Annotated in this window: 25 protein-coding genes; 14 read left to right on the top strand and 11 right to left on the bottom strand. The window is 67.9% G+C overall.

All coding sequences use genetic code 11. From position 1 onward, the window contains the following. Window positions 1-220: 220 nt before the first annotated feature. Entirely contained in the window at window positions 221-1,411 is a 1,191-nt protein-coding gene (locus DJ018_RS07395; protein ID WP_111514188.1) for an OmpA family protein, read from the top strand. A gap of 88 nt (window positions 1,412-1,499) precedes the next feature. Here the strand turns inward: DJ018_RS07395 and DJ018_RS07400 are convergent, their stop codons facing one another. Next, window positions 1,500-1,970 (bottom strand): winged helix-turn-helix transcriptional regulator, encoded by a 471-nt coding sequence (locus DJ018_RS07400; protein WP_111514189.1) that lies wholly within the window; start codon window positions 1,968-1,970, stop codon window positions 1,500-1,502. Window positions 1,971-2,072: 102 nt separating this feature from the next. On the opposite strand from DJ018_RS07400, the gene putA reads away from it, so the two are divergent. Continuing rightward, complete coding sequence (gene putA, locus DJ018_RS07405; protein WP_111514190.1) at window positions 2,073-5,168, top strand: bifunctional proline dehydrogenase/L-glutamate gamma-semialdehyde dehydrogenase PutA; 3,096 nt, start codon at window positions 2,073-2,075, stop codon at window positions 5,166-5,168. A 3-nt stretch (window positions 5,169-5,171) separates the two neighbouring features. Here the strand turns inward: putA and DJ018_RS07410 are convergent, their stop codons facing one another. After that, the gene (locus tag DJ018_RS07410; RefSeq protein ID WP_111514191.1) at window positions 5,172-5,378 is read right to left on the bottom strand and encodes a hypothetical protein; all 207 of its coding nucleotides are present in this window, start codon (window positions 5,376-5,378) and stop codon (window positions 5,172-5,174) included. A gap of 131 nt (window positions 5,379-5,509) precedes the next feature. Here DJ018_RS07410 and DJ018_RS07415 point away from each other — a divergent pair, with 131 nt between their 5' ends. The 3 genes from DJ018_RS07415 (at window position 5,510) to DJ018_RS07425 (ending at window position 10,524) form a co-directional block, all read left to right on the top strand. Continuing rightward, entirely contained in the window at window positions 5,510-7,291 is a 1,782-nt protein-coding gene (locus DJ018_RS07415; RefSeq protein WP_111514192.1) for an SLC13 family permease, read from the top strand. Between the two features lie 245 nt (window positions 7,292-7,536). After that, the gene (locus tag DJ018_RS07420; protein WP_420849492.1) at window positions 7,537-9,417 is read left to right on the top strand and encodes a ribonucleoside-diphosphate reductase subunit alpha; all 1,881 of its coding nucleotides are present in this window, start codon (window positions 7,537-7,539) and stop codon (window positions 9,415-9,417) included. Window positions 9,418-9,681: 264 nt separating this feature from the next. Then, window positions 9,682-10,524, top strand: coding sequence for a lipid A-modifier LpxR family protein (locus tag DJ018_RS07425; RefSeq protein ID WP_165842817.1), 843 nt, complete (start codon window positions 9,682-9,684; stop codon window positions 10,522-10,524). On the opposite strand, the gene DJ018_RS07430 is transcribed toward DJ018_RS07425, so the two are convergent. Continuing rightward, complete coding sequence (locus DJ018_RS07430) at window positions 10,521-11,186, bottom strand: glutathione S-transferase family protein (RefSeq protein ID WP_111514195.1); 666 nt, start codon at window positions 11,184-11,186, stop codon at window positions 10,521-10,523. The two genes, DJ018_RS07425 and DJ018_RS07430, sit on opposite strands and share 4 nt — an antisense overlap. Window positions 11,187-11,314: 128 nt before the next feature. On the opposite strand from DJ018_RS07430, the gene DJ018_RS07435 reads away from it, so the two are divergent. Then, entirely contained in the window at window positions 11,315-12,355 is a 1,041-nt protein-coding gene (locus DJ018_RS07435; RefSeq protein ID WP_111514196.1) for a ribonucleotide-diphosphate reductase subunit beta, read from the top strand. Between the two features lie 565 nt (window positions 12,356-12,920). Here DJ018_RS07435 and DJ018_RS07445 read toward each other — a convergent pair. Continuing rightward, entirely contained in the window at window positions 12,921-13,148 is a 228-nt protein-coding gene (locus DJ018_RS07445; RefSeq protein WP_111514198.1) for a hypothetical protein, read from the bottom strand. Between the two features lie 28 nt (window positions 13,149-13,176). Between DJ018_RS07445 and DJ018_RS07450 the strand changes: the two genes are divergently transcribed. Further along, window positions 13,177-13,911: a hypothetical protein gene (locus DJ018_RS07450; protein WP_111514199.1), complete on the top strand. Its 735-nt coding sequence runs from the start codon at window positions 13,177-13,179 to the stop codon at window positions 13,909-13,911. A gap of 40 nt (window positions 13,912-13,951) precedes the next feature. On the opposite strand, the gene DJ018_RS07455 is transcribed toward DJ018_RS07450, so the two are convergent. Continuing rightward, entirely contained in the window at window positions 13,952-14,227 is a 276-nt protein-coding gene (locus DJ018_RS07455; RefSeq protein ID WP_111514200.1) for a hypothetical protein, read from the bottom strand. 130 nt (window positions 14,228-14,357) lie between these two features. On the opposite strand from DJ018_RS07455, the gene DJ018_RS07460 reads away from it, so the two are divergent. Next, window positions 14,358-14,768, top strand: a complete 411-nt coding sequence (locus tag DJ018_RS07460; RefSeq protein ID WP_165842818.1) for a BLUF domain-containing protein — start codon at window positions 14,358-14,360, stop codon at window positions 14,766-14,768. Between the two features lie 13 nt (window positions 14,769-14,781). Here DJ018_RS07460 and DJ018_RS07465 read toward each other — a convergent pair whose 3' ends face one another. After that, on the bottom strand, window positions 14,782-15,216 hold the full coding sequence (locus DJ018_RS07465; protein WP_111514202.1) for a GFA family protein: 435 nt from the start codon (window positions 15,214-15,216) through the stop codon (window positions 14,782-14,784). Window positions 15,217-15,441: 225 nt separating this feature from the next. On the opposite strand from DJ018_RS07465, the gene DJ018_RS07470 reads away from it, so the two are divergent. Continuing rightward, window positions 15,442-17,367 (top strand): methyl-accepting chemotaxis protein, encoded by a 1,926-nt coding sequence (locus tag DJ018_RS07470; protein ID WP_111514203.1) that lies wholly within the window; start codon window positions 15,442-15,444, stop codon window positions 17,365-17,367. Window positions 17,368-17,373: 6 nt separating this feature from the next. Here the strand turns inward: DJ018_RS07470 and DJ018_RS07475 are convergent, their stop codons facing one another. Continuing rightward, entirely contained in the window at window positions 17,374-17,559 is a 186-nt protein-coding gene (locus DJ018_RS07475) for a hypothetical protein (protein ID WP_111514204.1), read from the bottom strand. 150 nt (window positions 17,560-17,709) lie between these two features. Between DJ018_RS07475 and DJ018_RS07480 the strand changes: the two genes are divergently transcribed. Continuing rightward, window positions 17,710-18,522, top strand: coding sequence for a class I SAM-dependent methyltransferase (locus DJ018_RS07480; RefSeq protein WP_111514205.1), 813 nt, complete (start codon window positions 17,710-17,712; stop codon window positions 18,520-18,522). Window positions 18,523-18,526: 4 nt separating this feature from the next. Here the strand turns inward: DJ018_RS07480 and DJ018_RS07485 are convergent, their stop codons facing one another. After that, window positions 18,527-18,850 carry a YnfA family protein gene (locus DJ018_RS07485; RefSeq protein ID WP_276309814.1) on the bottom strand — a complete coding sequence of 108 codons (324 nt, stop codon included), beginning with the start codon at window positions 18,848-18,850 and terminating at the stop codon, window positions 18,527-18,529. A gap of 30 nt (window positions 18,851-18,880) precedes the next feature. Further along, window positions 18,881-19,093, bottom strand: coding sequence for a DUF4287 domain-containing protein (locus DJ018_RS07490; RefSeq protein WP_111514206.1), 213 nt, complete (start codon window positions 19,091-19,093; stop codon window positions 18,881-18,883). Window positions 19,094-19,390: 297 nt separating this feature from the next. On the opposite strand from DJ018_RS07490, the gene DJ018_RS07495 reads away from it, so the two are divergent. From DJ018_RS07495 to DJ018_RS07505, 3 genes are all read left to right on the top strand, one after another. Continuing rightward, a complete protein-coding gene (locus tag DJ018_RS07495; RefSeq protein WP_111514207.1) occupies window positions 19,391-19,966 on the top strand; it encodes a class I SAM-dependent methyltransferase in 576 nt (191 codons plus the stop codon). A gap of 98 nt (window positions 19,967-20,064) precedes the next feature. Beyond that, window positions 20,065-21,249 carry an FIST signal transduction protein gene (locus DJ018_RS07500; RefSeq protein WP_111514208.1) on the top strand — a complete coding sequence of 395 codons (1,185 nt, stop codon included), beginning with the start codon at window positions 20,065-20,067 and terminating at the stop codon, window positions 21,247-21,249. After that, complete coding sequence (locus tag DJ018_RS07505; RefSeq protein ID WP_111514209.1) at window positions 21,249-23,021, top strand: ATP-binding protein; 1,773 nt, start codon at window positions 21,249-21,251, stop codon at window positions 23,019-23,021. Before DJ018_RS07500 ends, DJ018_RS07505 begins: the two co-directional genes overlap by 1 nt. Before the next feature lie 21 nt (window positions 23,022-23,042). On the opposite strand, the gene DJ018_RS07510 is transcribed toward DJ018_RS07505, so the two are convergent. Next, the gene (locus DJ018_RS07510; RefSeq protein ID WP_111514210.1) at window positions 23,043-23,720 is read right to left on the bottom strand and encodes a carbonic anhydrase; all 678 of its coding nucleotides are present in this window, start codon (window positions 23,718-23,720) and stop codon (window positions 23,043-23,045) included. Between the two features lie 183 nt (window positions 23,721-23,903). Here DJ018_RS07510 and DJ018_RS07515 point away from each other — a divergent pair, with 183 nt between their 5' ends. Further along, window positions 23,904-24,530, top strand: a complete 627-nt coding sequence (locus DJ018_RS07515) for a glutathione S-transferase family protein (RefSeq protein WP_111514211.1) — start codon at window positions 23,904-23,906, stop codon at window positions 24,528-24,530. Between the two features lie 378 nt (window positions 24,531-24,908). Here DJ018_RS07515 and DJ018_RS19130 read toward each other — a convergent pair whose 3' ends face one another. Further along, the gene (locus DJ018_RS19130) at window positions 24,909-25,079 is read right to left on the bottom strand and encodes a hypothetical protein (RefSeq protein WP_165842819.1); all 171 of its coding nucleotides are present in this window, start codon (window positions 25,077-25,079) and stop codon (window positions 24,909-24,911) included. Window positions 25,080-25,270 lie beyond the last annotated feature (191 nt).

The following is a 25,270-nucleotide window of genomic DNA, read 5'->3' on the forward strand; positions in this document are numbered from 1 at the left end:
ACGCAGGACGCGCTGGGATCGCCTTTGTGGAGGATGAATTCCTCCCCCCGAAGTTGATTCTGGAGGGGATCGTTCTATAGCGTCCTGGCTTAGCTTCGTCTGGCTGGGGAAAATGGGGTCGGAGTGTGGCTTTGGCGACACTTACGCAACCATCTGGCCTTGATATAAGAGCGCTGGGTCAATTGGCCGCAGCACTGAGGGCAACGAGAGGGCTCTGATTATGAAGTTCAAACTCCTGGCAGGGGCCGCACTGGCCGCGGTCTTCGCCGCGACTGGCGCGTCCGCGCAACAGGGCTGGTATGGCGCCGTCGACCTCGGCTACCACTGGCCGGAAGGCATGGACGTTGAATCGTCCGCGAACGGCGCCAATGGCGCGCCGTACAACTGGACCATCTCGCAAGAAGACGACTGGGCCGGTTTCGCTCGCCTCGGCTATCAGCTGAACCCGAACTGGCGCGTCGAACTGGAACTCGGCTACCGCAGCGGCGAGATCGAATCGATCCGCGGCAGCGGCAACCAGTCCATCATCGGCCTCTGCACGCCGGGCGTGGTCCGCACCGCCGCCGCCGGCACGTGCGGCTCTCCGGACGGTGACGCCAGCGTGTGGACCGCCATGGGCAACGTCATCTTCGACGTCGCGCCGGGCGCCACCTTCAACCCGTTCATCGGCGCCGGCGTCGGCGTGGTGCGCGTGGACCTGAACTCCGTCGGCCAGTTCTCGAACATCCCGGGTACCCTGGGCGCCGCCAACCCGGCGATCCAGAACCTGACGATCGACGACGAAGACAGCGCCTTCGCGTGGCAAGCTCTGGCCGGCGTGGCCTGGAAGGCTACCGACCGCCTGAACGTCGACCTGACCTACCGCTATCTCGGTGGTTCGGACCTCGACTTCACCAGCACCGGCAGCAACAACATCCAGCCGGGCGTCTTCTCGGGCGAGTACCGCGACCAGTCGGTGACCCTGGGCCTGCGTTACTCCTTCGCGGCTCCGCCGGCTCCGCCGCCGCCGCCCCCGCCGCCCCCGCCGCCCCCGCCGCCGCCGCCTGAGCCCCCGGCTCCGCCGCCGCCGGCCTACGAGGCTCGCCAGTTCATCGTGTACTTCCCGTTCGATCAGTACGTGCTGACGCCGGAAGCCCAGCAAGTGGTGACGGAAGCTGCGAACTACGCCTCGGCTGGCAACGCCACCCGCGTCGTGGTCGTCGGTCACGCCGACACCTCGGGCTCGCAGTCCTACAACGTCCGCCTGTCGGAACGCCGTGCGAAGGCCGTGGCCGACGCGCTGGTCGGTTCGGGCGTGAACCAGACGGCCCTGTCGGTCGACTGGAAGGGCGAGACCCAACCCGCCGTCTCCACCGGCGACGGTGTGAAGGAACCGCTGAACCGTCGTTCGACGATCGACATCAACTTCTGATCTCGATCGCCGACGGTTACGTCGGACTAAGCGGGAGCCCGGCCGAAAGGCCGGGCTCTTTGCTTTTGGGGCGAAGCTTGCGGCCCGCTCAGACCGGAAGCTGGGTGCTGGACTTCACTTCCTCCAGCACCGGATAGGTCCGGGTCTCCCGCACGCCCGGAATGCGCACCAGCACCTCGCCGAGGAAGGTGCGGTATTCGGCCAGGTCCCGGACCCGCGCCTTGATCAGGTAGTCGAAGCCCCCCGCCACCATGTGGCATTCCAGGATGTCGGCGGCCCGCCGCGCTTCGACCGCGAAGCTCTCGAAGACCTCCGGCGTCGTGCGATCCAGCACCACCTCCACGAAGATCAGCACCCCGCGTCCGACCTTCTGAGGGTCCAGCGTGGCGTGGAAGCCGGTTATGAAGCCGCCCTCCCGCAGTCGGCGTACGCGATCGGAGCAGGCCGACGGCGACAGCCCGCAGCGATCCGCCAGGTCGGCGTTGCTGATCCGCCCATCCGCCTGCAGGACCCGCAGCAGGCGCCGATCGATGTCGTCCAACCGAACGTTCTCCGCCATATCAAAGAAGCTCCGATGATCCTGCGGCTGCAGGTGCCTACTTCCGTAGCACATTCAGACTGATCTGCGTTACGCCGTGGATTGTAGCGCAGGGAGCCGCCGATGCCGTTTGATCATCTGGACCAGGACAAGTTCGTCGACGAACGCACGGCCATCGCCCGCGCCCTGGAGGCCCGGCCGCTTTCCGAGCCCGAGCGCGGCGCCGTGAAGCTGGAGGCCGAGGCCCTGGTCCGCGCCGCGCGCAAGGCCGCCCGCAAGCAGGGCGTTGTCGAAAGCTTTCTGCAGGAGTTCAGCCTCTCCACCCGCGAAGGCCTGGCGCTGATGTGCCTGGCCGAGGCCCTGCTGCGCACGCCGGACGAAGAAACCCGCGACCGGCTGATCGCCGAGAAGATCGCCTCCGCCGATTGGGCCAGCCACATCGGCCAGTCCGACAGCCTGCTGGTCAACGCCTCCACCTGGAGCCTGATGCTGACCGGCCGCATCATCGATCCGGACGAGGAGGTCGGCCGCGACCTGTCCGGCTTCGTGCGCAAGCTCGCCGGCCGCCTGGGCGAGCCGGTCATCCGCAAGGCCGTTGGCGCGGCGGTGAAGATCATGGGCGAGCAGTTCGTGCTCGGCTCCACCATCGAGCGGGCGATCAAGCGCGCCGGCAGGGACGGTTTCGTCTGCTCCTTCGACATGCTGGGCGAGGGCGCGCGCACCGACGCCGACGCCGACCGTTACGAGGCCGCCTACGCCGAGGCCCTGCGGGTCGTCGGCGCCCACGCCAAGGGGCAGGGGCCGGAAGCCGGCCACGGCGTCTCCGTGAAGCTCTCGGCCCTGTCGCCCCGCTACGAGGCGCGCCAGGCCGAGCGGGTCTGGGTCGACCTCTACCCGCGCATCAAGCGCCTGGCTCTTGTGGCGGCGCAGGCCGACATCAACATGACCCTGGACGCCGAAGAGGCGGACCGCCTGGTGCTCTCGCTTGAGCTGCTGGATCGGCTGGCGCGCGAGCCGGAGCTCGGCGCCTGGACGGGCCTCGGCCTGGCCGTTCAGGCCTACCAGAAGCGCAGCCCGCAGGTGATCGAAGCCGTGGCGCGCATCGCTCGCGGCAGCGGCCGCCGGCTCATGGTGCGCCTGGTCAAGGGCGCCTACTGGGACAGCGAAGTGAAGCGCGCGCAGGTGGGCGGCATGCCGGGCTATCCGGTCTACACCACCAAGGCGGCCACCGATCTCTCCTACCTCGTCTGCGCCCGCGCCCTGCTGGCGGCGGCGCCCGACCTCTACGGCCAGTTCGCCACCCACAACGCCCACACCCTGGCGGCGGTGCGCGAGATGGCGCGGCAGGCCGGCCTGAACCCCGAGTTCCAGCGCCTCCACGGCATGGGCGAGGCGCTCTATGGCGCAGCCCAGGAGCGCTACGGCGTCTTCCCGCTGCGGGTCTACGCGCCCGTCGGCAGCCACGAGGACCTGCTGCCCTATCTGGTTCGCCGACTGCTTGAGAACGGGGCCAACACCTCCTTCGTGCACGCCCTGCTGGACGAGAAGACCCCGGTGGAAAAGGTCGTCACCGACCCGATCGCCACGGTTCAGAACACCGGCGCCGGCCCGCACCCGCGCATTCCGCTGCCGGTCGACGTCTACGGCTCGGCCCGTCGGAACTCCCTGGGCCTCGACCTGTCGATCCGGGCGGTGCGCGAGCGCCTGGCGGGGGCCGTCGCGGCCCTCGATGGCGAGCGGCTGGAAGCCGGCCCCATCATCGGCGGCAAGCTCGCTCCGGCTCACCAGGCGCAGGAGCGCCGCAGCCCCGCCGACCTGTCCCGCGTCATCGGCCAGGCCTGGGACGCCACGCCCGACCAGGTGGACAGCGCCTACCTCGCCGCCGCCGCCGCTCAGCAGGCCTGGGACGACCAGGGCGGCGAAGCGCGCGCCAAGGTCCTGCGGGCTATGGGCGATGCGCTGGAAGCCAACATCGACCGCCTGATCGCCCTGTGCTCGCGCGAAGCCGGCAAGACCCTCTCGGACGGTATCGCCGAGGTGCGCGAGGCGGCCGACTTCTGCCGCTACTACGCCTCCCTGGCCGAGCGTCAGTTCGCCCAGCCGGAAACGCTGAAAGGGCCGGTCGGCGAGACCAACCGTCTGTCCCTCCACGGCCGAGGCGTGTTCGCCTGCATCAGCCCGTGGAACTTCCCCCTGGCCATCTTCACCGGCCAGATCGCCGCCGCCCTGGCGGCCGGCAACGCCGTGCTGGCCAAGCCGGCCGAACAGACGCCCCTGATCGCGGCGGAAGCCGTGCGCCTGTTCCACAAGGCCGGCCTCAACCCTGACCTGCTGCACCTCTTGCCCGGCGAAGGCGCCGTGGTCGGCCAGGCGCTGGTCTCTCATCCGACCTGCGCGGGCGTGGCTTTCACCGGCGGCACCGACACGGCCTGGGCCATCAACCGCACCCTGGCCGCCCGGCAGGGCCCTATCGTGCCCTTTATCGCCGAAACCGGCGGGCTGAACGCCATGTTCGTCGACACCACCGCCCTGCGCGAGCAGGTGATTGACGATGTGCTCTCCTCAGGCTTCGGCTCGGCGGGCCAGCGCTGCTCGGCCCTGCGGCTGCTGTTCCTGCCGGAAGACACCGCCGACATGGTGGTCGAGGGCATCCTCGGCGCCATGGACGCCCTGGTGATCGGCGATCCCGCCGACCCGCGCGCCGACCTCGGCCCGGTGATCGACGAGGACGCCCGCGCCATGCTGCAGGCCCACGTCGAGCGCCTGTCCCGCGACGCCAAGCTGCTGCGCCAGCTGCCCGCGCCGGACGGCGGCCACTTCTTCGGCCCGGCCATCGCGGAGGTCCCCTCCGGCGGCTTCCTCACCAAGGAGGTGTTCGGCCCGATCCTGCACGTGGTCCGCTACAAGCCCGGCAAGCTCCAGGAAGCCGCCGCGCCCCTGCGCGCCGCCGGCTACGGCCTGACGCTGGGCATCCACACCCGCATCGAGGCTTTCGCCGAGGAGGTCCGCCGCGCCGTCCCCGTCGGCAACGCCTATGTGAACCGCTCGATGATCGGGGCCGTGGTGGGCGTCCAGCCGTTCGGCGGCGAAGGCCTGTCGGGCACCGGGCCCAAGGCCGGCGGCCCGCACGCCCTGCTGCGCTACGCGGTGGAGCGGGCCGTCAGCATCAACATCACCGCCCAGGGCGGCGATCCGGCCCTGCTGAACCTGGATCTCTAGGCTTCAGGCCTCGAAGGCGTAGGTGAACAAGGCGGCCGGGTAGAGGGAGTCCTCCTCCCGGTCGTCCCACACCCGCAGCCAGCCCTCGCCGGCCGCCTCCGCGCGATAGGCCGCGCCCACGGTGAGGTGCGGATGGCTGCGGCGGTCCTCGCCCGCGCGGGCGGCGCAGATCACGATCATCGAGCGGGCGGCGGCGGTCTGGGACGTCACCTGCTCAAGATAGCGGGCGGCTGCGGCGCCTCCAAACTGAGCACTGCGTCGGGAGCCTGACGCAGCCTGAACTCCCACTCTGCGTTGAGCACCCACGGGCGCCGGCGGCTTGCCGGCGTGAGGGACGCTGAATGACTTTCCAACAAGGCCTCGCCTTCGGGCTGATCGGCCTCACCATCGTCGCGTTCATCTGGGGACGCTGGCGCTATGACGTGATTGCGGTGACCGCCCTGCTGCTGGGCGTGGTGATCGGGGTGGTGCCGGCCGAGAACGCCTTCGAGGGCTTCTCCAACGATGTTACCGTCATCATCGGCTGCGCCCTGGTGGTCAGCGCCGCCTTCTCGAGGTCCGGCATCGTCGAGCGGGTGCTGCGCCCGATTCTGCCGCACCTGAAGAGCGCCCGCACCCAGGTGCCGCTGTTCGTGGGCGCCGTGACCCTGCTGTCCATTGTCACCAAGAACGTCGGCGCCCTGGCGATCATGATGCCCATCGCCTTGCAGGTGGCCAAGCGCGCGGGCGTGTCCTCCTCCTGCCTGCTGATGCCCATGGCGTTCGGCTCGCTGATCGGCGGGACGGTGACCATGGTCGGCACCTCGCCCAACATCCTGGTGTCGGAAGTGCGCGAGCAGATCCTGGGCGAGCCGTTCGGCATGTACGACTACACGCCCGTCGGGCTGGGCATAACCGTGCTGGGCCTGATCTTCCTGTCCTTCGGCTACCGCCTGCTGCCCAAGACGCGCCCCGCCCAGGAAAGCCTCGATGCGGCGCTCTCCGCCCAGCCCTACGTCACTGAGGTCGAGATCCCCGAGGACTGGAAGTCGGAGGTGAAGACCGTCTCCCAACTGCAGGCGATCACTCAAGGGCGGGTCAGCGTCATGGCCCTTTTGCGGGGCCGCCAGCGCCGCGCCTCGCCCAACGGAAACACCGCCATCAAGCCCGGCGACGTCCTCCTTCTGGAAGGCGAGCAGCAGGAACTGGCCGACCTGGTCGACCGGGCCAAGCTGAAGCTCACCCGCTCCGACCGTCCGGTCACCATGGAGGAGCCCACCGAGGAGGTGCGGATCGTCGAGGCGGTGGTCGGCGGCGACTCACCTCTGGTCGGCCGCACCGCCCAGAAGGAAGACCTCTACGGCCAGCATGGCGTGAACCTGCTGGCGGTGAGCCGCAGCGGCTATCGCCTCAACCGCGAGATCCGCACTGTTCGCCTCCGCGCCAACGACATCGTGGTGATCGAGGGCGGCGAGCGCACCTTGCCGGGCGCGCTCAAGGATCTCGGCTTGCTGCCCCTGGCGGAGCGCGAGGTGCGGCTGGGCGGCATGCGCCACAAGCTGGCCCCGGCGGTCATTCTGGCCGCCGCCATGATCCTGGTGGCCTTCCGCATCGCGCCGGTGGGCGTGGCCTTCTTCGGCGCGGCTGTGCTGATGGTGGTGGTGGGCTCGATCCGCATGCGCGAGGCCTATTCGGCCCTCGACGGCCCCGTTCTCGTGCTGATCGCGGCTCTGATTCCCGTATCCGACGCCATTCGCGCCACCGGCGGCGCAGACCTGGTGGCGGCCGGCCTGGCCAATCTGTTCCGCGGCCAGGCGCCGATCATCGCCGTGGGCGCCATGATGGCCGCGGCCATGGCGGCGACGCCCTTCCTGAACAATGCCGCCACCGTGCTGATCGTGGCGCCCATCGGCGCAAGCCTGGCAAAGTTGCTGGGCTTCAACCCCGACCCGTTCCTGATGGCGGTGGCGCTGGGAGCGGCCTGCGACTTCCTCACGCCCATCGGGCACCAGTGCAACACCCTGGTGATGGGGCCCGGCGGCTACCGTTTCGCCGACTACCCGCGCCTGGGCGCGCCGCTGACCGCCCTCGTGCTGCTGGTGGGCACGCCGCTCATCCTGCTGGTCTGGCCGGCGGTGAGCTGAAAGCCGGCGGCGTGATCACAGTCTCGTGAAGCGTGCGGCCAGACGTCGCCGCCTTCGGGCTTGCGCAGAGGGGCAAGCTTGGCCGTTAACGTCTGATTAGCGAAAAAGTCTGGGGGCGGAGCTCGCGCCTCATTGACGACTCCCGCGCGCCTGTGTCCCCATATGTGGGTCTTGAGGGGCGTGTCGCCACAAGATGTAGGGCAGGTGGAGCCGGGGGCCGGGGGGCCTGAAGCTCCTTGAATGATATGGGTTTTGGGACGATGAGCACCAGCGAAGCGGCTAAGGTTGCGACTGCCGAAGGTTCCGAACGGTCTGGGATGCGCCCTGAGCGGCCGCAGCTCCAGCTGGTCCGCAAGGTCGACGTCGACCGCTCGCGCGACGCCCTGCTGACTGATTTCGGCAAGACCACCCTGGAAGACCGCTACCTGCTGCCCGGCGAGTCCTACCAGGACATGTTCGCCCGCGTGGCCACGGCCTTCGCCGACGACGCCGAACACGCCCAGCGCATCTACGACTACATCTCCAAGCTGTGGTTCATGCCCGCCACGCCGGTCCTGTCCAACGGCGGCGCCAACCGCGGCCTGCCCATCTCCTGCTTCCTGAACGCCGTGCCGGACAACCTGGAAGGCATCGTCAACGTCTGGAACGAGAACGTCGCCCTGGCCTCCAACGGCGGCGGCATCGGCACCTACTGGGGCGGCGTGCGCTCCATCGGCGAAAAGGTGAAGGGCGCGGGCCAGACCAGCGGCATCATCCCCTTCATCCGCGTGATGGACAGCCTCACGCTGGCCATCAGCCAGGGCTCCCTGCGCCGCGGCTCGGCCGCCGTCTACCTCGACATCCACCACCCGGAGATCGAGGAGTTCCTGGAAATCCGGAAGCCCTCGGGCGACTTCAACCGCAAGTCCCTGAACCTCCACCACGGCCTGTCGATCACCGACGAGTTCATGGAAGCGGTCCGCGACGGCGCCATGTTCGGCCTGCGCTCGCCCAAGACCGGCGAAGTCATCCGTGAAGTGGACGCCCGCTCGCTCTGGCAGAAGATCCTCGAGATCCGCCTGCAGACCGGCGAGCCCTACCTGATCTTCTCCGACACCGTGAACCGCGCCCTGCCGCAGCATCAGCGCGACCTCGGCCTCAGCGTTCGCCAGTCGAACCTGTGCTCGGAGATCATGCTGCACACCGGCAAGGACCACCTGGGCGTGGAGCGGACCGCCGTCTGCTGCCTGTCCTCGGTCAACGCCGAGAAGTTCCTCGAGTGGCGCGACCACCCGACCTTCATCGAGGACGTGATGCGCTTCCTCGACAACGTGCTGGAAGACTTCATCCAGCGCGCCCCGCCGGAGATGGCCAACGCCGTCTACGCCGCCAAGCGCGAACGCTCGGTGGGCCTGGGCCTGATGGGCTTCCACTCCTTCCTGCAGCAGCAGAACGTGCCGTTCGAGAGCGCGCTGGCCAAGAGCTGGAACATGCGGCTCTTCAAGACCCTGCGCCGCGGCTGCGACGCCGCCTCGCGCACCCTGGCGGCCGAGCGCGGCCCGTGCCCGGACGCGGCCGAACGCGGCGTCATGGAGCGCTTCAGCCACAAGATCGCGATCGCGCCGACGGCCTCGATCTCGATCATCTGCGGCGGCACCAGCGCCGGCATCGAGCCGATCCCGGCCAACATCTACAGCCACAAGACCCTGTCGGGCACCTTCGCGGTCAAGAACCCCTACCTGGAGCGCCTGCTCGACGAGAAGGGCCAGAACACCCCGCAGGTGTGGGACTCGATCCTGCAGAACGAGGGCTCGGTCCAGCACCTCGACTTCCTCACCCAGGACGAGAAGGACGTCTACAAGACCGCCTTCGAGATCGATCAGCGCTGGGTGATCGAGCTGGCCGCCGACCGCACGCCGGACATCTGCCAGTCGCAGTCGGTCAACGTCTTCCTGCCGGGCGACGTCGATAAGTGGGACCTCCACATGCTGCACTGGAGCGCCTGGGAACGGGGCTGCAAGAGCCTCTACTACCTCCGCTCCAAGTCGGTGCAGCGCGCGGCCCACGCCGGCGGCGAGAAGGCCGAGGTCGTCGACATGAGCGGCGCGGCCAAGACCGACTACGAGGAATGCCTCGCCTGCCAATAGCGCCAGCTCTTCGGCCCAGCTTGTTCTTGCGTAAGTAAGGTTAAGCTGAAGCGGCGATCAGAGACTTCGAGTTAACCGGGGCGTCGCGGGCAACCGCGACGCCTTTGTTTTGAACAAGCGCAAGCATCCAGCGCCCCAGGGCGGGCGCCAGGCTGCCGTGTGGGAACCACAATTCAGCTTGCGCCTTTGCATATCTGTGGAATTCTGACGCTTAAGAACCGCACGTCCACGATGCGGGGTGGGAGAAAGCGCGTGATGAGGCGAATGGCTTGGGGAGCCATCGTCCTGGGCTGCGCCGCGGCGAGTGCTGCGGGGGCGCAGCCTGCAGTGACACAAGCGACGGGGTCGGTCCTGGCCGGCGCCGCTTTCGCTCCGGTGAAACCCGTCTCCTCACCCTTGAACGCTTCAGGCGCCGACGACGGGTTCGCGCGCCTCATCGAACGCAACATGGTGGTTCCGGCGCCAGGCTCGGTCAGCTGGGAAGGCGCGGACGTGGCCTTCGCGCGCAAGGACGGCGCCGTGGACAGCGTCCGGCTGCGACTGGGTAGCGCACCCGTGACCCCTGGCGGCCTGCCGCTGCGCTTGGACCGCTCCGAGCTGGTGACCAAGGGCTACGAAGTGGCGGTGACCCGCGACTGGCCCAACGCCGTCTCCCTCGGCAACAAGAAGTTCGATCTCGACGTCTCGCCTCACGCCGGCGTCGGCATGACCAGCGCCGGCGGCTCGGCCGAAGCCGGCGCCCGCATGGAGCTCAGCCGCAAGCTGGACGCCAAGGCGGAAGACAAGCTTCGCGACTTGGGCGTGCGCGACGGCGCGGAGATGGGCGAGCGGGGCCGCTGGTACCTGTTCGCCGCAGCCAGCGGCAAGGCCGTCGGCCTGAACATGCTGCGCGGGGAGTCCGGCTGGGACCGCGCCGGTTGGACCATGGACCCGCAGTCCACCATGATCAGCGACGCCCAGGTCGGCGTCGGCTGGCGGCGCGACCACGTGCAGTCGTCGTTCGGCGTCATTCACCGCGAGGTGAAGGGCAAGCACCTGATCATGGGCCAGCACACCGAAGACGACACCCTGGTGGCCTTCTCCGTCTCGGTTAAGCCCCGCCGCTAGGCCGGCAGGCGGTCCCAACCCGGCTCGAACGGGTAGCGCTCGGGCCAGAAGTCCGCCAGCTCCGGAAGCGCGTCCACCGCCTGGACGATCGGCGCCAGCTTCGGCGCCGCCGCATAGAAGCGCTTCCGCCGCGGCTGGAAGCGCGAGACCACCGTCACATACAGGTCGAGGACCGACAGCTCCTCGCCCAGGATCCAGCGCCCCGGCTCCACCTGATCGTTCATGATCGCCCAGCAGTCGGAGATCCGCTCCAGGCACCGCTGCACCAGCGGCTCCTGCGCGGCCTCGTCTGGCGCCAGGCGCGAGGGATCATCCTTCACCCAGTAAAGCGAATAGATCGCCGCCGAGACGAAGCTCATCCAGCGCAGGAACTGGCTTCGGGCGGGATCGTCCGGTCCGGGCGCCAGGCGCGCCTGCGGATGCAGCTCGCACAGCCGGATCAGGATGGCGGCGCTTTCCGTCATCACCTCGCTGGACGGCAGCACCAGCGCCGGCACCTGCCGCATCGGGTTGGCGCCCAGCACCTTGTCGCCGCTTTCCGGATGATCCTCGTCAAAGGTCACCGCTTCGATGAGCTCATAGGGCTGGCCCATCAGCCGCAGGGCCGCCTCGACCGCCACCGCGCCGGACCCGACGGCCCCGTACAGCACATATCCCGCCATCGGGTTATCCCCAGGCTGTGAACAACATCTAGGCTGCATGCGCCAACTTGCCCCTAGATGTAGAGGGCGTTCGGCGCCTATCCTTCAGGCCTTAACGATCTTGAATCGGGACCGAGGGGACTGCAACCGTGACCGCTTCGAACTCCAGCCTGCCGGGCCTGCTGACGCCGTCCTTCGCGTACAAGCCGTTCCGCTATCCGTGGGCGTTCGAGTTCTGGCGCAAGCAGCAGCAGGTCCACTGGATGCCGGAAGAGGTGCCGCTGGGCGAGGACCTCAAGGACTGGGCGGTCAAGCTCAACGACCGCGAACGGAACCTGCTGACCCAGATCTTCCGCTTCTTCACCCAGTCCGACGTCGAGGTGAACGACAACTACATGGAGCGCTACAGCCGCGTCTTCAAACCCACCGAGGTGAAGATGATGCTGGCGGCGTTCTCGAACATCGAGACCGTCCACATCGCCGCCTACGCCCTGCTGCTCGAAACCATCGGCATGCCGGACAGCGAGTTCACGGCCTTCCTCGACTACCAGGCCATGCGCGACAAGCATGACTACATGCAGCAGTTCGGCGTCGACACGAACGCCGACATCGCCCGCACCCTGGCCATGTTCGGCGGCTTCACCGAAGGCCTGCAGCTGTTCGCCTCGTTTGCGATGCTGATGAACTTCCCGCGCCACAACAAGATGAAGGGCATGGGCCAGATCGTGTCCTGGTCGGTGCGGGACGAGAGCCTGCACTGCGAAGGCATCATCAAGCTCTATCACGCCTTCAACAAGGAAACCGGCTGCGTCACCAAGGCGGTGGCCGACGACATCGTCGACTGCTGCAAGACCGTGGTGGGCCTGGAAGACAAGTTCATCGACCTGGCCTTCGAGGCCGGCGAGGTCCAGGGCATGACGCCCGACGACATCAAGCAGTACATCCGCTTCATCGCCGACTGGCGCCTGAAGCAGCTCGAGCTGCCCACCGTCTACGGCATCAAGGAAAACCCGCTGCCCTGGCTGCAGTCCATGCTGTCGGGCGTCGAGCACGCCAACTTCTTCGAAGCCCGCTCCACCGAATACTCCAAGGCCGCCACCCGCGGCCAATGGCACGGCAACGAAGGCGTCTGGGCCAGCTTCGACCAGATGATGTCCAAGCGCGCCGCGGAGACCACCCCGGCGGAGTGATCAGAGAACATGGTTGTGGACGCGAGGAGCGGGCGCCTACCAGCGCCCGCAGAATCGTGGGCACTAACGAATCGGAGGCTCGGCGACGAGCGCTAAAAAAGGAGAGTTGAGGGCAACACTAAATGACTGAGCTGCGGCTCATTGCATCAACGGCCAGCGCGATGCGGCCTACGATGTGCCGGAGGAGAGGACGACCGAGTTTGGCGACCCAGGACCGTCCCCTCTCTCCCCATCAACGACGCTTCCACGTGCGCTGACCGAATCAACCTAGTGCGCTCTGCTTAACACGCAACGCCATCGGTCCACACGCTGGGCGTCTTTCCTGTTTGCGAGTTGTGGAAAGACAGAATCATGGGCCACAAGCCTGGATCGAACTCCGGCCGCGACGGCGGCATCTACCAAGAACGTGGGCCGCGTGGCGGTCAGCGGGACAACTACGTGACTGTCCCGGACAATCACCGCTTTCCGCCTACCACGACGCCCGGCTCCACGTGGGAACGCGTGCGCCGAACGCCGGATAGCAATCGCTAGTCCAATCAAGCCGGCGCTCGGAAACGAGCGCCGGCTAATCTAGCCGCAACATTTCGCGCAGTGTGAAGGCCGCTTCTTCCGAGGTCACCTTGGCGAGGATCTCCACTGCTTCGGGCTCATCGCGGCCGTGTGTCTTGTAGAGAAAATACCCGCTCACGTCCTCAACATCGGTGTCGGCTAACTCGACCCGGCGATCTGAGAGCGGCGCAATGCATAGCGTTGTTTGCTCATCCAGTTGAGCGCTGAAGTAGAACTCTCCCATCTATTCATCTCCACAGGAGGTCACCTCTATGGATAAGAAGCCGACCCACGTCGTTGTTCCGGAGCCCGAACTGGGTGTTCGTTACCTGTCGGACTACATGTCCGGTTCTGAACGCAAGAAGCGGTCCATCCTCGTTGCAGCGAAATACCGTCCTCTCGCGAGGCTCATTCAGCATCAGGAAGCCAAGGCAACGATCGTCAACGCGGCCGTAAAAGGCCTTTTAAACAAAGACTTTCTGCTGTCTCGCGCCGACTTTATCAGGGGCAAGCTCGTGACCGACGACTTTGAGGCGCTGGTGAACGAAGCGAACTCCGGCTACCTGGTACGCTTCAGCGAGGTCGTTTCATCGTTAGATCTTGCCGGGCTGGAAGTTCTTCCCGGCAAGAAGCACCAGGTCGCTCCAATCGGCGGGCTTAAGGTCCCGTTTGTGTCTAACCTCTTGCTTCGCAAGGTAAGCAAAACGAACAAGGTTCGTGTCGGCGCGCTGATGCTCAGATACTCCAAGGGGAAGGAGCTGCCGAAGCTGACGGCCGAGTATCAATCGGCATTGATCTTCGGGCTTTTGCAGCACACTCATGCTGAGGCCGGTGCGGAGATCGACCCCGCTCTGTGCCTGACCTTGGACTGCCATACCGGGAGTGCGCACCCTGCGCCCTCTAAAGCAGTGACGATGTTCAAGAACGTGTCTGCTGCCTGCGCAACGATTGCCGACGCATGGCCGAACACAATGCCTCCTCAGGGGGCCGTTCTTAAGGGCGGTTAGCAGCCTTAGCTTGCTTGTGCCTGTCGCCGGCACGTCGCCATCACCCCTGCAGCAGCCCCACCGGCCACTCGATGCGCTGGACCATGGGCGCTTCGCGGGCGCGGTCCCACACCAGGACGCGCCCTTTGGAGGCGCCGGCCTCGGCCACCCTGAGGCCGCGATAGGCGAACGGCCGCGTCAGGCTCCAGTCGGCGGGATCGCCCGTCAGCCGCAGGTGGCGGAACTGGTCGTGGGACAGCTCCAGCACCCGGGGCTCGCCCAGCCGGTGGGCCTTGAGGATGGCGAAGTTCACCGCCCGGACCGCGTCATTGCTCACGAGATCACCGCCGCTGTTCGATCATCACCTGAGGCTGGGCGCGCCTTGGCCGTGCGTCAATGGGCGGCGGCGCAATCCTTCGTCAATGTGAGGCCTGTAGAACCGCGCCACATTCCTCGTGAGTTTCGCCTTGATCTGCCTCGTCTACCTCAGCTCCGCCGCCACCATCCCAAGCGCCGAGGTGCTGAGCGGGATCGTCCAGCAGTCGCAGCGGAACAACCAACAGTGCGACGTCACCGGCCTGCTGTGCCACTACGACGGCAACTTCCTGCAGTTCCTGGAGGGGCCTGAGGAGGCGGTAAACCAGACCTACGATCGGATCAGCCGCGACCCGCGCCACCGCCAGCTCATTCAGGTCCAGCGCCGCCAGATCGAGGAGAGGGCCTTCGCCGACTGGTCCATGGCGGTGGTGAAGCCCGACGACATCTCGCCCGCCCAGCGCGCCTTTGTCCAAGGCCTGCGCGACGTGGAGGTCGCCGAGCGCGCCCACAAGCCGGCGATCGAGGGCTTCCTGCAAAGCTTCCGGGCCTGGCTGCGCTAGACCCTTTGGCAGCCTAGTCCTGCACCGGCGGCGGAACCGCCGGCACATGGCGGGGGTGATGCGGGATGTCCGGATCGGCCCAGCCCCAGGACGGCTTTGAATCCATCCAGATGATGCTCTGGGGCGCGGCGATCTCGCGATCGTCCAGCGTGCCCGCCCGCACGACGACATAGTCGGGAAAGGCGACCTGGCCGCTGAACAGGTGGGTCCCGCAGTTCGGGCAGAAGCTGCGGCGCATGCGGTTGCCGCTGTCGGCCAGGCTTTCGTAGTGGGACAGCTCGCCCTCCACCGAAACATCCTGGCTGCGGAAAGCGATGTTGATCGAGGCGTTGCCGCTGGCCAGGTACTGGCAGTCGCGGCACCAGCAGGCCCGCTGGCGGATCGGGGTCCCCTGGATGCTGAAGCGCACCTTGCCGCAGAAGCAGCCGCCGCTGATCGTGTTATCCATTGTCGCTCGCCTCCTGTGCGGGCGGAAGCTCGGCTGCCGCCGCGGCGCCGTCAACTCTCTTCGCCCCGATTTGGGGTTCTCGCCGAGGCTGCGCCATGGCGGAGCTGTAAACCCTGAATTGTTCTGAATAACCGCCAGGAACTCAGCGGCGGCCCCAGTAACCCTAATTTTGTGAATCCAGCGGATTAATGGCGGCCAAGATCCTTCGACCTTGGAGGTCGCGCCATGCTGCTCGACAATCTGCGTATTCCCCGCAAGCTGATCCTTAGCTTTGCAATCATCGTGCTGACGATGAGCGGAATGGGCGGTTTCGCCATGTACACCCTGCACGCCCTCGAAAAGGCGCGGGGGGCGACGGCGCACAGCCAGACGGTCATCGACGCGATGGAGCAGGCCAAGTTCTACCTGGCGCGCCAGGAGAACAGCTTCCGCGGCTACCTGTTGTCGGGCAACGACTACTACCTGGAACGCGTCGACAAGCACCGGGGCAACTTCAAGAAGCGGATCGCTGCGGGCAAGGACGCCTTGGCCGGCCGCGAGCAGGACATCGCCACCCTGAGCTCCGTCGACGCGGCCGCCGACAAGTGGCTCGAGGTCATCGTCCACGGCGGCACCAAGATGTGGGCCGATCCCGCCACCCGCCAGCAGGCGTTCGACATGGTCGGCCCCGATGGCCAGGCTGACGAGCTGATCGCCCCGGCCGAAGAAGGCATCGAAGCCATCTACGAGGCCGAACAGAAGAACATCGCCAACCTCGCCGCCCAACAGGCGAAGCTCACCCGCACCGCCAACATCTCGATGATCGGCTGCATCCTGCTGGCGATCATGGTCGCCTCGGCTCTGGGCTGGCTGCTGACCCGGGCCATCGCCCGGCCGGTCACCGCCCTGACCACCGCCATGCGCAAGCTGGCCTCGGGCGACTTCACCGTCGACATCCCGGCTCAGGGCCGCAAGGACGAGCTGGGCTCCATGGCCGCCGCCGTCGGCGTGTTCAAGGACGCCGGCCTTGAGAAGCTGCGGCTGGAAGGCCTCACCGCCGAACAGCGCAAGGCCGCCGACGAGGAGCGCGCCCGCAACGAAGCCGCCAAGGCCAAGTCCGCGGCCGAACTGGCCGACGTGGTCGGCGCCCTGGGCGAAGGCCTGGGCCGCCTCAGCTCCGGCGACCTGACCTTCCGCATCTCTCACGCCTTCCCGAACGAGTACGTCCAGCTGAAGGACGACTTCAACGGCGCCATCGGCCAGCTGCAGTCGGCCATGGCCTCGGTGGTCGCCAACGTACGCTCCATCCGCGGCAACTCGGGCGAGATCGCCTCGGCCGCCGACCAGCTGGCCCGCCGCACCGAGCAGCAGGCCGCCAACCTCGAAGAGACGGCCGCCGCCCTCGACGAGATCACCGCCACCATGAAGAAGTCTGCCGAAGGCGCCAACGAATGCGCCGGCGTCGTCCAAGCCGCCCGGGGCGAGGCTCAGTCCAGCGGCGAGGTGGTCTCCCAGGCCGTCGCCGCGATGAGCGAGATCGAGGCCTCGGCCAAGGAAATCGGCTCCATCATCGGCGTGATCGACGAGATCGCCTTCCAGACCAACCTTCTGGCCTTGAACGCCGGCGTCGAAGCGGCGCGGGCCGGGGAGGCCGGCAAGGGCTTCGCCGTGGTCGCGTCGGAAGTGCGGGCCCTGGCCCAGCGCTCGGCCGACGCCGCCAAGGAGATCAAGCGCCTGATCGGCGCCTCGTCCGAGCATGTCGGCAAGGGCGTTGACCTGGTCGGCCGGACCGGCGAGTCGCTGGAGCGCATCATCGAGCGCGTGGCCCACATCGACGCCCTGGTCTCCGACATCGCCGTCGGCGCCGAGGAGCAGGCCCGGGGCGTCTCGGAGGTCAACAACGCCGTCAACCAGATGGACCAGCTGACCCAGCAGAACGCCGCCATGGTGGAGGAAAGCACCGCCGCCAGCGCCGCCCTGAGCAAGGAAGCCGACTTCCTGGAGCAGTCGGTGCACCAGTTCCAGGTGGGCGATGCGGCCCGGCCCGCCACCGCCGGCCTGCCGCGCCCTGCGCCCGCCAAGCCCGTCGCCCGGCCGATCGTCCAGATGAAGACCACCGCCCAGCACGCCCCGGCGCCGCAGGCCGCCGCGGACGAGTGGGAAGAGTTCTGATCGCCCTTAGTGCAGCCTGAAGGCCCCGGCCGCCGCGCCCAGGCGGCTGGCCGGGATCTGCACGGGCGCCGTCCCGCCTTCCAGCGCGTCCGCCAGACTGGTGGCGAACGCCGCCCGGTCCGCCTGGTCGAAGTGGGGCGCGATATCCCGCAGGGCCGCCGCGAGGCGCGCAAGCTTGGCTTCGGTCGTCATGCGGCGCCTTCTACGCCGGCCGCAGAGCCGCCGCGCTTCCGGAAAACTACCTAGGCTTTGATCCCCGCGCCTGACGCCCGCTTGATCCTTTGATCGCGCCGGCTCTTCGCGGCGGCGTCATTCTCCGCCCGCCGACGAGGGAGTGGAGACATGAACCCGAACAAGGCGCTCTGGGAGAAGGGGGACTTCACCAAGCTCGCCGCCACCATGCGCGAAAGCGGCGACGAGGTGATCGACGCCCTGGGCGTGGGGCCCGGCATGCGGGTGCTGGACCTGGGCTGCGGCGACGGCACCACCGCCTTGCCCTCCGCCCGCCGGGGCGCCTCGGTGCTGGGCGTGGACATCGCTTCCAACCTCGTGGCCGCCGCCCGCGCCCGCGCCGAGGCTGAGGGGCTGGACAACCTGGAGGTCCAGGAAGGCGACGCCAGCGAGCTCGCCGGCGTCCCGGACGCCGAGTTCGACCTGGTGGTCAGCATGTTCGGCGCCATGTTCGCGCCCCGACCCTTCGACGTGGCCCAGCAGATGGTGCGGGTGACCAAGCCTGGCGGCCGCATCGTCATGGGCAATTGGATCCCGGGCGATCCCACCCTGGTGGCGAGCATCCTGAAGATCAGCGCCGCCTACGCCGCGCCTCCGCCGCCCGGTTTCGTCAGCCCGGTGACCTGGGGCAAGGAAGACGAGGTCCGCGAACGCTTCGGCCAGGCCGGCGTGCCTGTGGACGCCATCACCTGCGAGCGGGCCATCTACACCTTCCGCCACCCAGGTCCCCCCGGCGAGTTCCTTGCCCTGTTCCGCGACTGGTACGGCCCCACCATGAACGCCTTCGAGGCCGCCCGCGCCGCCGGCCGCGAAGCGGACCTCCAGCGCGAACTCGAAGACCTGTTCCAGGCCCAGAACCAGGGCGGCCCCGACCGCACGGAGATCCCCGCCGTCTACCTCAAGGTCACCGTCGCCCGCCCCTGATCCCTCAGGCGTGCCGCGGCCCCAGGAGGATGATCGCCGCCCCGGCCAGGCACACGCCCGCGCCGATCAGGTCCCAGCGGTCCGGCGCCTTGTGCTCCACCAGCCAGAGCCACAGCACGGAGGCGGCGATATAGACCCCGCCATAGGTGGCGTAGGCCCGCCCTGCCGCGGCGCTGTCCACCCGCGTCAGCAGAAAGGCGTACAGCGCCAGCGAGGCCATCCCAGGGATCAGCCACAGGGGCGAGCGCTCCAGCCGCAGCCAGGCCCAGAAGGCGAAGCAGCCGGCGATCTCCGCCGCCGCCGCCATGGCGTAATAGACCCAGCTCACCCCGCCTCCCGCGCGTCCTCGAAGGCCAGCCTACTTCTTATCCTCGGCCAGCGTCTGGGCCACGATGGCGTTGGCGTGCCCGTGGCCCATCCCATGCTCGTCCTTCAGCATGGCCACCAGCTCCATGTGCTTGGCCGGATAGCGCCCGCGCACCAGGGCCTGCCACTCGGCGATCGGCCGCCCGTATTTCTTCTCGATGGACGGGAAGTAGGACGCCGGTCCCTTGATGCGCTCGTCCGTCATTGCCGTATCCTTGCTGCCTAGCTTGGTTTCTCCAAGGACGAACAAGCCTCACCTGACCCGACAACGACGCCGCAGATTCCAGGCCTGAACGCACGCTCAGGTCGAGCAGAAGCGGCTTCGTCCGAACTTATCAAACCGCAAATTGTGATTGCCGCCGCCGAGGGAACAGCAGCCCTCGCCAGCGATTGTTAAGCTGTGCCTTGCTTCCGGCACGTTGTTTCACACGGCTCCCACCTCCGGTCGCTGCTCGCAGCGGCCGGAGGATCTTCCGGCGTTCAGCGTGCTAGCCTCCCATCGATGGACAACGATCCCTCTCGCGGCTGGGACGCGGCGGCGGCGGCCTTCATGGCTGCGCGGTCTGACGTGGGTGTGGACGTCGTGCGCCGCTGGGCGCGGCGACTGACTCCGGGCGGCGCGGTGCTGGACGTGGGCTGCGGCTCCGGCGCGCCCATCGCCGCCGCTCTGATCGAGGATGGCTACCAGCTGTTCGGCGTCGACGCCTCGCCAAGGCTCATTGCGGCCTTCCGCGACGCCTTCCCGAGCGCCGAGACGGCCTGCGAGCCTGCGCAGACCAGCGCCTTCTTTCACCGACGTTTCGAGGGCGCCCTGGCGATCGGCCTCTTGTTCCTGCTGCCGCCCGAGGAGCAGCGGGAGGTGATCGGGCGCGTGGCGCACGCTCTGCACCCTGGCGCGCGCTTTCTGTTCACCGCCCCGCAGCAAGCCTGCGAGTGGACCGACACCCTGACTCATCGGCCGTCGGTCTCGCTGGGCGAGGCCGCCTACCGGCAAGCCCTTGAAGCCTGCGGCCTGCGCCTCGCCGATCAGTTCACCGACGAGGGTCAAACCCACTACTTCGACGCTGTGCGCGCCTGAGCCTGGCGCTCGCTTCGGCGCGAGCGGCCGCATTAGTTATGTAGAGAACGTTTTCTTTAACGCACTCGAGATACAGCTGCGCCCGAGGGAGATCGGACGTGCGCATAGCCTCGAGTTTCAGTGTCGATCCGCACTCGGGTGATGCGGGCGCCGGCGCGGCGCAGGATCTGCTCGCTAGGCTCGGCGGGCGACCGGACCTGGTGGTGCTTTACACCACGGAGCATCACGCGCGGCCCGAACTGCTGGGCGCGATCCGCGAGGCCCTGCCTGAGGCGCAGATCGTCGGCGGCACGTCCTGTGGCGGGGTAATGACCGAGCGCGGGTTCCATGCGTCGGCGCATGGCGCAGTGGGTCTGCTGGGCATCGCCGATGCGGACGGCTCGTTCGGCGTCGGCTCCGCCCCTGTGGCGCAGGACGCCTTTCTGGCGGGGGCCCAGGCCATCGAGGCTGCGCTGACTGCGGCCGAACGCGACTTCGAGGCCCCGGTGCTGGTTTGGTGCTGCCAGCCGCCCGGAAGGGAAGAGGCGGTGATCGAGGGCATCCAGTCGGTTGTTGGAGCCAAGGTGCCGATCATCGGCGGCAGTTCGGCGGACGAAGGCATCGCCGGCGCCTGGCGCCAGTTCTCCACGGACGGGGTCCTGCAGGACCATGTGGTCGTGGCGGCCCTCTTTCCCACTGCCGGACATGGCGCTGCGTTCCAGAGCGGCTATGCGCCGGCCGGTCCCGCCGGCGTGGTCACCAAGGCGCAGAACCGCCAGGTGCTCGAGATCGACCACCAGCCGGCTTCTGAAGTCTACAGCCGCTGGACGGACGGCGAGGTGCCAGCGTCCGACATCGGCATGATCCTGGCCAAGAGCACGCCCACCCCGCTCGGGCGCGTCGCCGGCCAGCAGAACAACGTGCCGATGTTCGTCCTATCCCACCCCGCCATGATGGGCGCCGGCGGCGACCTTTCCCTGTTCACCGACATCACGGAAGGCGACGAGGTCCACCTGATGCGCGGCTCGCCGGCTTCGCTGGTGAAGCGCGCCGGCCTTGTTGTGAACGACGCCATCGCCAACGGCGGGTGGCGTCGTGAGGAAACAGCGGGCGGGCTGGTGATCTATTGCGGCGGTTGCATGCTTCACGTGCGCGATCGCATGCCGGAGGTCGCCGAGCAGGTCGCCGAGGCGATGCATGGCGCACCCTTCCTGGGCGCCTTCACCTTCGGCGAGCAAGGGGCGATCATCGACAGCTGCAACCGACACGGCAACCTCATGGTCTCGGCCCTGACCTTCGGCTGATGAACGAGGAGGTCGAACATCTGCGCGAAGCGCTGGCTTCGGCCAACCAGCTCGCCGCCGCGCAACAGGCGCGGCTCCGCGAACTCGAGCTGGTGCTGAGCGGCATCCAGGGAATCTCGGCGGAAGACGAGCCGGGCGCCGCCATCACCCGGACCTTCGACCTGCTGCGCAGCGCGCTGGAATTCGACCTCGCCCTGGTGCTGCAGCCGCAGGAAAACGGCTATGCCTGCGTTGCCTCCACCGAACCCCGGCTGGTCGGCAGCGCCTGGCCGGCCGAAGGTTTCTTCCAGCGCATCGCCTCGGGCCGGCCGGCGGTCGTCCCCGACATCGCCCGCATACCGGAATGGACGGCGTTCCCAGGCGGTCTCACGAGCCGTCCGGCGGCCGGCATCCTGGCGCCGATCTCGACAGCCGGCGGCGCCGGGCTGCTGATCCTCTGCTCCGAGCGACGGGGGATCTATTCGGCCGCCGACCTGGCGCTGGTGTCCAAACTGGGCCTGGTGGTCTCCCAAACCCTGGCGGCTGGCCAACAGCGGCGTCTGGCGGAGGCGATCCAGACCTCGGAGCTGCGGCGGGACGCAGCTGTCCGCGCGAACGAGGCCAAGTCTCAGTTCTTCGCCAACATCAGCCACGAGATCCGCACGCCGCTGAACGGGGTGGTGGCGGTCGCCGACATGCTTGCGCGCACCGAGCTTGCGCCTCGCCAGCAGGAGATGGTCGAGCTCATCCTCGACTCCGGCCGCATGCTGGAGCGGCTCCTCAATGACGTGCTGGACTTCGCCAAGGTGGAAAGCGGGCGGCTGGACCTCGAACTGCGTCCCATGAACCTGCACCAGGACCTCACGTCGGTGTTTGACCTGTTCGCCGCTAAGGCGGACGAGAAGGGCCTGGCGCTGGAGGTGACGGGCGCCGAGCAGGCCGACCGCTGGCTTGAGGCGGACAGCCTGCGTATCCGCCAGGTCGTGAGCAACCTGCTCTCCAACGCCGTGAAGTTCACGGTGAAGGGCGGCGTGCAGGTGTCACTGTCCGTGGAGGCCGGGGCGAAAGCCCAGACCGTGAGGATCTCGGTGCGCGACACCGGCTGCGGATTCTCGGCCGAGACCGCCGAGCGGCTGTTCGATCGCTTCGAACAGGAAGACAAGTCGATCACCCGCAAGTTCGGCGGGTCGGGCTTGGGCCTGTCCATCGCCCGCAGCCTCGCGCGGCTGATGGGGGGCGACGTCACCTGCCGTGCGCAGGTGGGCGAGGGTGCAGTCTTCGACTTCTGGTTCACCGCCCAGGCCGCCGCCCGTCCAACGGCCGATGCCGAGGGCGAGGCTCCCGTCAGCGACCTCGAGGCGATCCGCGTTTTGGTCGTCGAAGACAACCCGAACAATCGCCGTATCGCTGGCATGATCCTGGAGATGGCGGGCGCCACGCCCTACTTCGCCGAGAACGGCCGGGAAGCCTGCCTGGCCGTGGAAGCTCAGCATTTCGACCTGGTGCTGATGGACCTGCAGATGCCGGTGATGGACGGCCTGACGGCCATCCGCGCGATCCGACAGCGCCAGGCCGACGAGGGCCTGCCTCCCATCCCCATCATCGCTGTCTCGGCCAACGCCATGACCCACCAGGTCGAGGAGGCCGTCTCGGCTGGCGCCGACGCCCATGTCGCCAAGCCGATCGATCCCGCGGCGCTCCTGGCCGCCATCGCCGAACTCGCGGCGCCGGCTGACGACCGCTCGGGCCGCGAGCTCAGCGTGTCAGGAAACCAGGAAGGCTGGGCCCGCTAAGCGCCAGCGGGCGTCGCCGGCCTAGAGCGCCGGGTGATCGTGGGTGTGCAGCGCCAGGTGCTTGGCGACCTCGGCGGCGTACCGCTTGCTGACCGGCTCGAACCGGTTGTTCGCGTCGTCGAAGGCGTAAACCTCGCCGTCGGCGATGTCATAGACCCAGCCATGCAGCCGCAGGTCGCCTCGCGCCAGCCGAACCGCCACGGCCGGATGGGTGCGCAGGTGCGCCAGCTGCAGGATGACGTTCTGTTCGAGCAGCAGCAGGTTGCGCGCATGCTCGTCCAGGTCCTTGCCGAGTTCGTTGGTGATCTCGACCGCCGCCTGGGAATAGGACAGCCACTCTTTGACATGGGGCAGGGCGTCCAGCGCATCGAGGTTCATCGCCCCCTTCATCGCGCCGCACTGGGTGTGGCCGCACACCACGATGTGGGGGACGTTCAGCGCCACGCAGGCGTACTCGATCGCCGCGGTGGTCGCGCCCGCGCCCTTGTAGTGCGGCGGCACGATGTTGCCGGCGTTGCGCACGATGAACAGGTCGCCCGGCTGGCTCTGCGTCAGCATCCCCGTCTCGATCCGCGAGTCGGAGCAGGTGATGAACAAGGCTTCCGGCGACTGACCCTGCGCCAGCTTCTCGAACAGAGCGGCGTTCTCGGGGAACACTTCCTGCTGGAACTTGACGACACCGGCGGCGAACTTGGGCATGGCTCAATCCTCAGAAAAGCGTGGCGACGGCAAAGTGTCGAAGGCGCACCTGATGCCGCCCGAGGTTTGCTGCAGCGCGTCAACGATGTGACGAACTGTGTCAACGGGGCGGCGTGACGTCCACCTGTCGGATGTTTCACGCGCGGTGCGTCTTCAGACCAGGACCGTTGGAGCACGAAGACCATGATCACGGTGTGGGGCGGGCAGACGTCGCGGTCGCTGCGGGTTGTCTGGCTGCTGGAAGAGATGGGCCTGCCCTACCGCATCCGGCACGTGGACATGCTCTCGGCGGAAAAGGACCCCGCCTGGCTCGCGGTCAATCCGGGCGACTTCCTGCCGGCGATCCAGGACGGAGAGGTCGCCATGGTCGAGTCCGTGGCGATCCTGGAATACCTGATGGGCCGCTACGGCCCGACGCCGCTGCAGCCGTCGCCGGGCGACCCAGCCTTTCCCGCCTACCAGCAGTTCCTCCACTTGGGCGAAGCGGGCCTGGCGACCTTGATCATGGTCCCGCTGGTGAGCGGCTTCATCGCGCCCGAGGCCGAGCGCGACAACTGGGGCGCCCGCTGGGCCCGCGAGTGCGTCGGCCGCCGCCAGCTCCTGGTCCGGCGCCAGCTCCAAGCCGCCCCCTACATGGCCGGCGAGACCTTCACAGCCGCCGACATCTCGGTGAGCTATGCGCTCAGGCTCGGCGCGAACCACGCCGGCTTCGCGCTCTCAGGGGCCGAGCAGGACTACCTCGCCCGCACCACCGCCCGCGACGCCTACAAGCGCGCCTTCGCCAGGTCGCATGAAGGCGTGCCCGGGTAAGCGAGCGCGCCTCCACGCTGAACGTCTGCGTCAGATGCTGAAATGGTGACGCGCCGCCCGGCGGGTCACCGCCTAGGGAGCGCCTGAGGCGCCGCCGCCAATTGCGCAGGGGGAGACTGCGCTGGCCCGCGCGAGGGTGCGGTTCATGGCGGCCGCTTCCGCTGGCGAACAGGGGCGCAGCTGCGTTCTGGCGTCCGCAACCTGCCTGGAACTTGCGCAGCCAGTCGCCGCAAATGCCAACGCAACGATCATTGTGAGCCGTGGCAGCACGAAAAACCTCCCTTTTGCTTCTTTGGAAGGCATTTAGAGGCGACGGTGGAGTTTCGCCACTCGGTCGGCCCGTTTTGGGCCAACGGCTTCACGATTGGCGGTCCGCGCCTAGTGCTGGCGCATGCTCTCGAGCAACAGACGGACAAGGTCGAACCGCACGATCGCAAGCGCAGCGGCGATCGGCGCGAACACGATCGCCCACCGCCTCCAGCGGCTCAGCCGGCTCTCCGGTTTCGGCCTGGCGGCGTGGCGCGTACGGATCGGCGGTAGGTCGGTCATGGTCTCGCGCCTCCGACCCGCGCTAGCACCTGGATGCGCGGCGACATAGCCTCGGCCATTCCGGGCCTGGTCAAGCGACGCCGGCCGGGGGTGCGCCGCCTCGGAGGCGGACCAGACCTGCGCATCGGGACCTCGTTCGTGGCGCAGCGGACAATGCTCGAATACGACGCAGCCAGGGTGACTCAGGGGGC

It is taken from the genome of Phenylobacterium deserti (assembly GCF_003254705.1).
GTDB classification, from domain to species: Bacteria; Pseudomonadota; Alphaproteobacteria; order Caulobacterales; family Caulobacteraceae; genus Phenylobacterium; species Phenylobacterium deserti.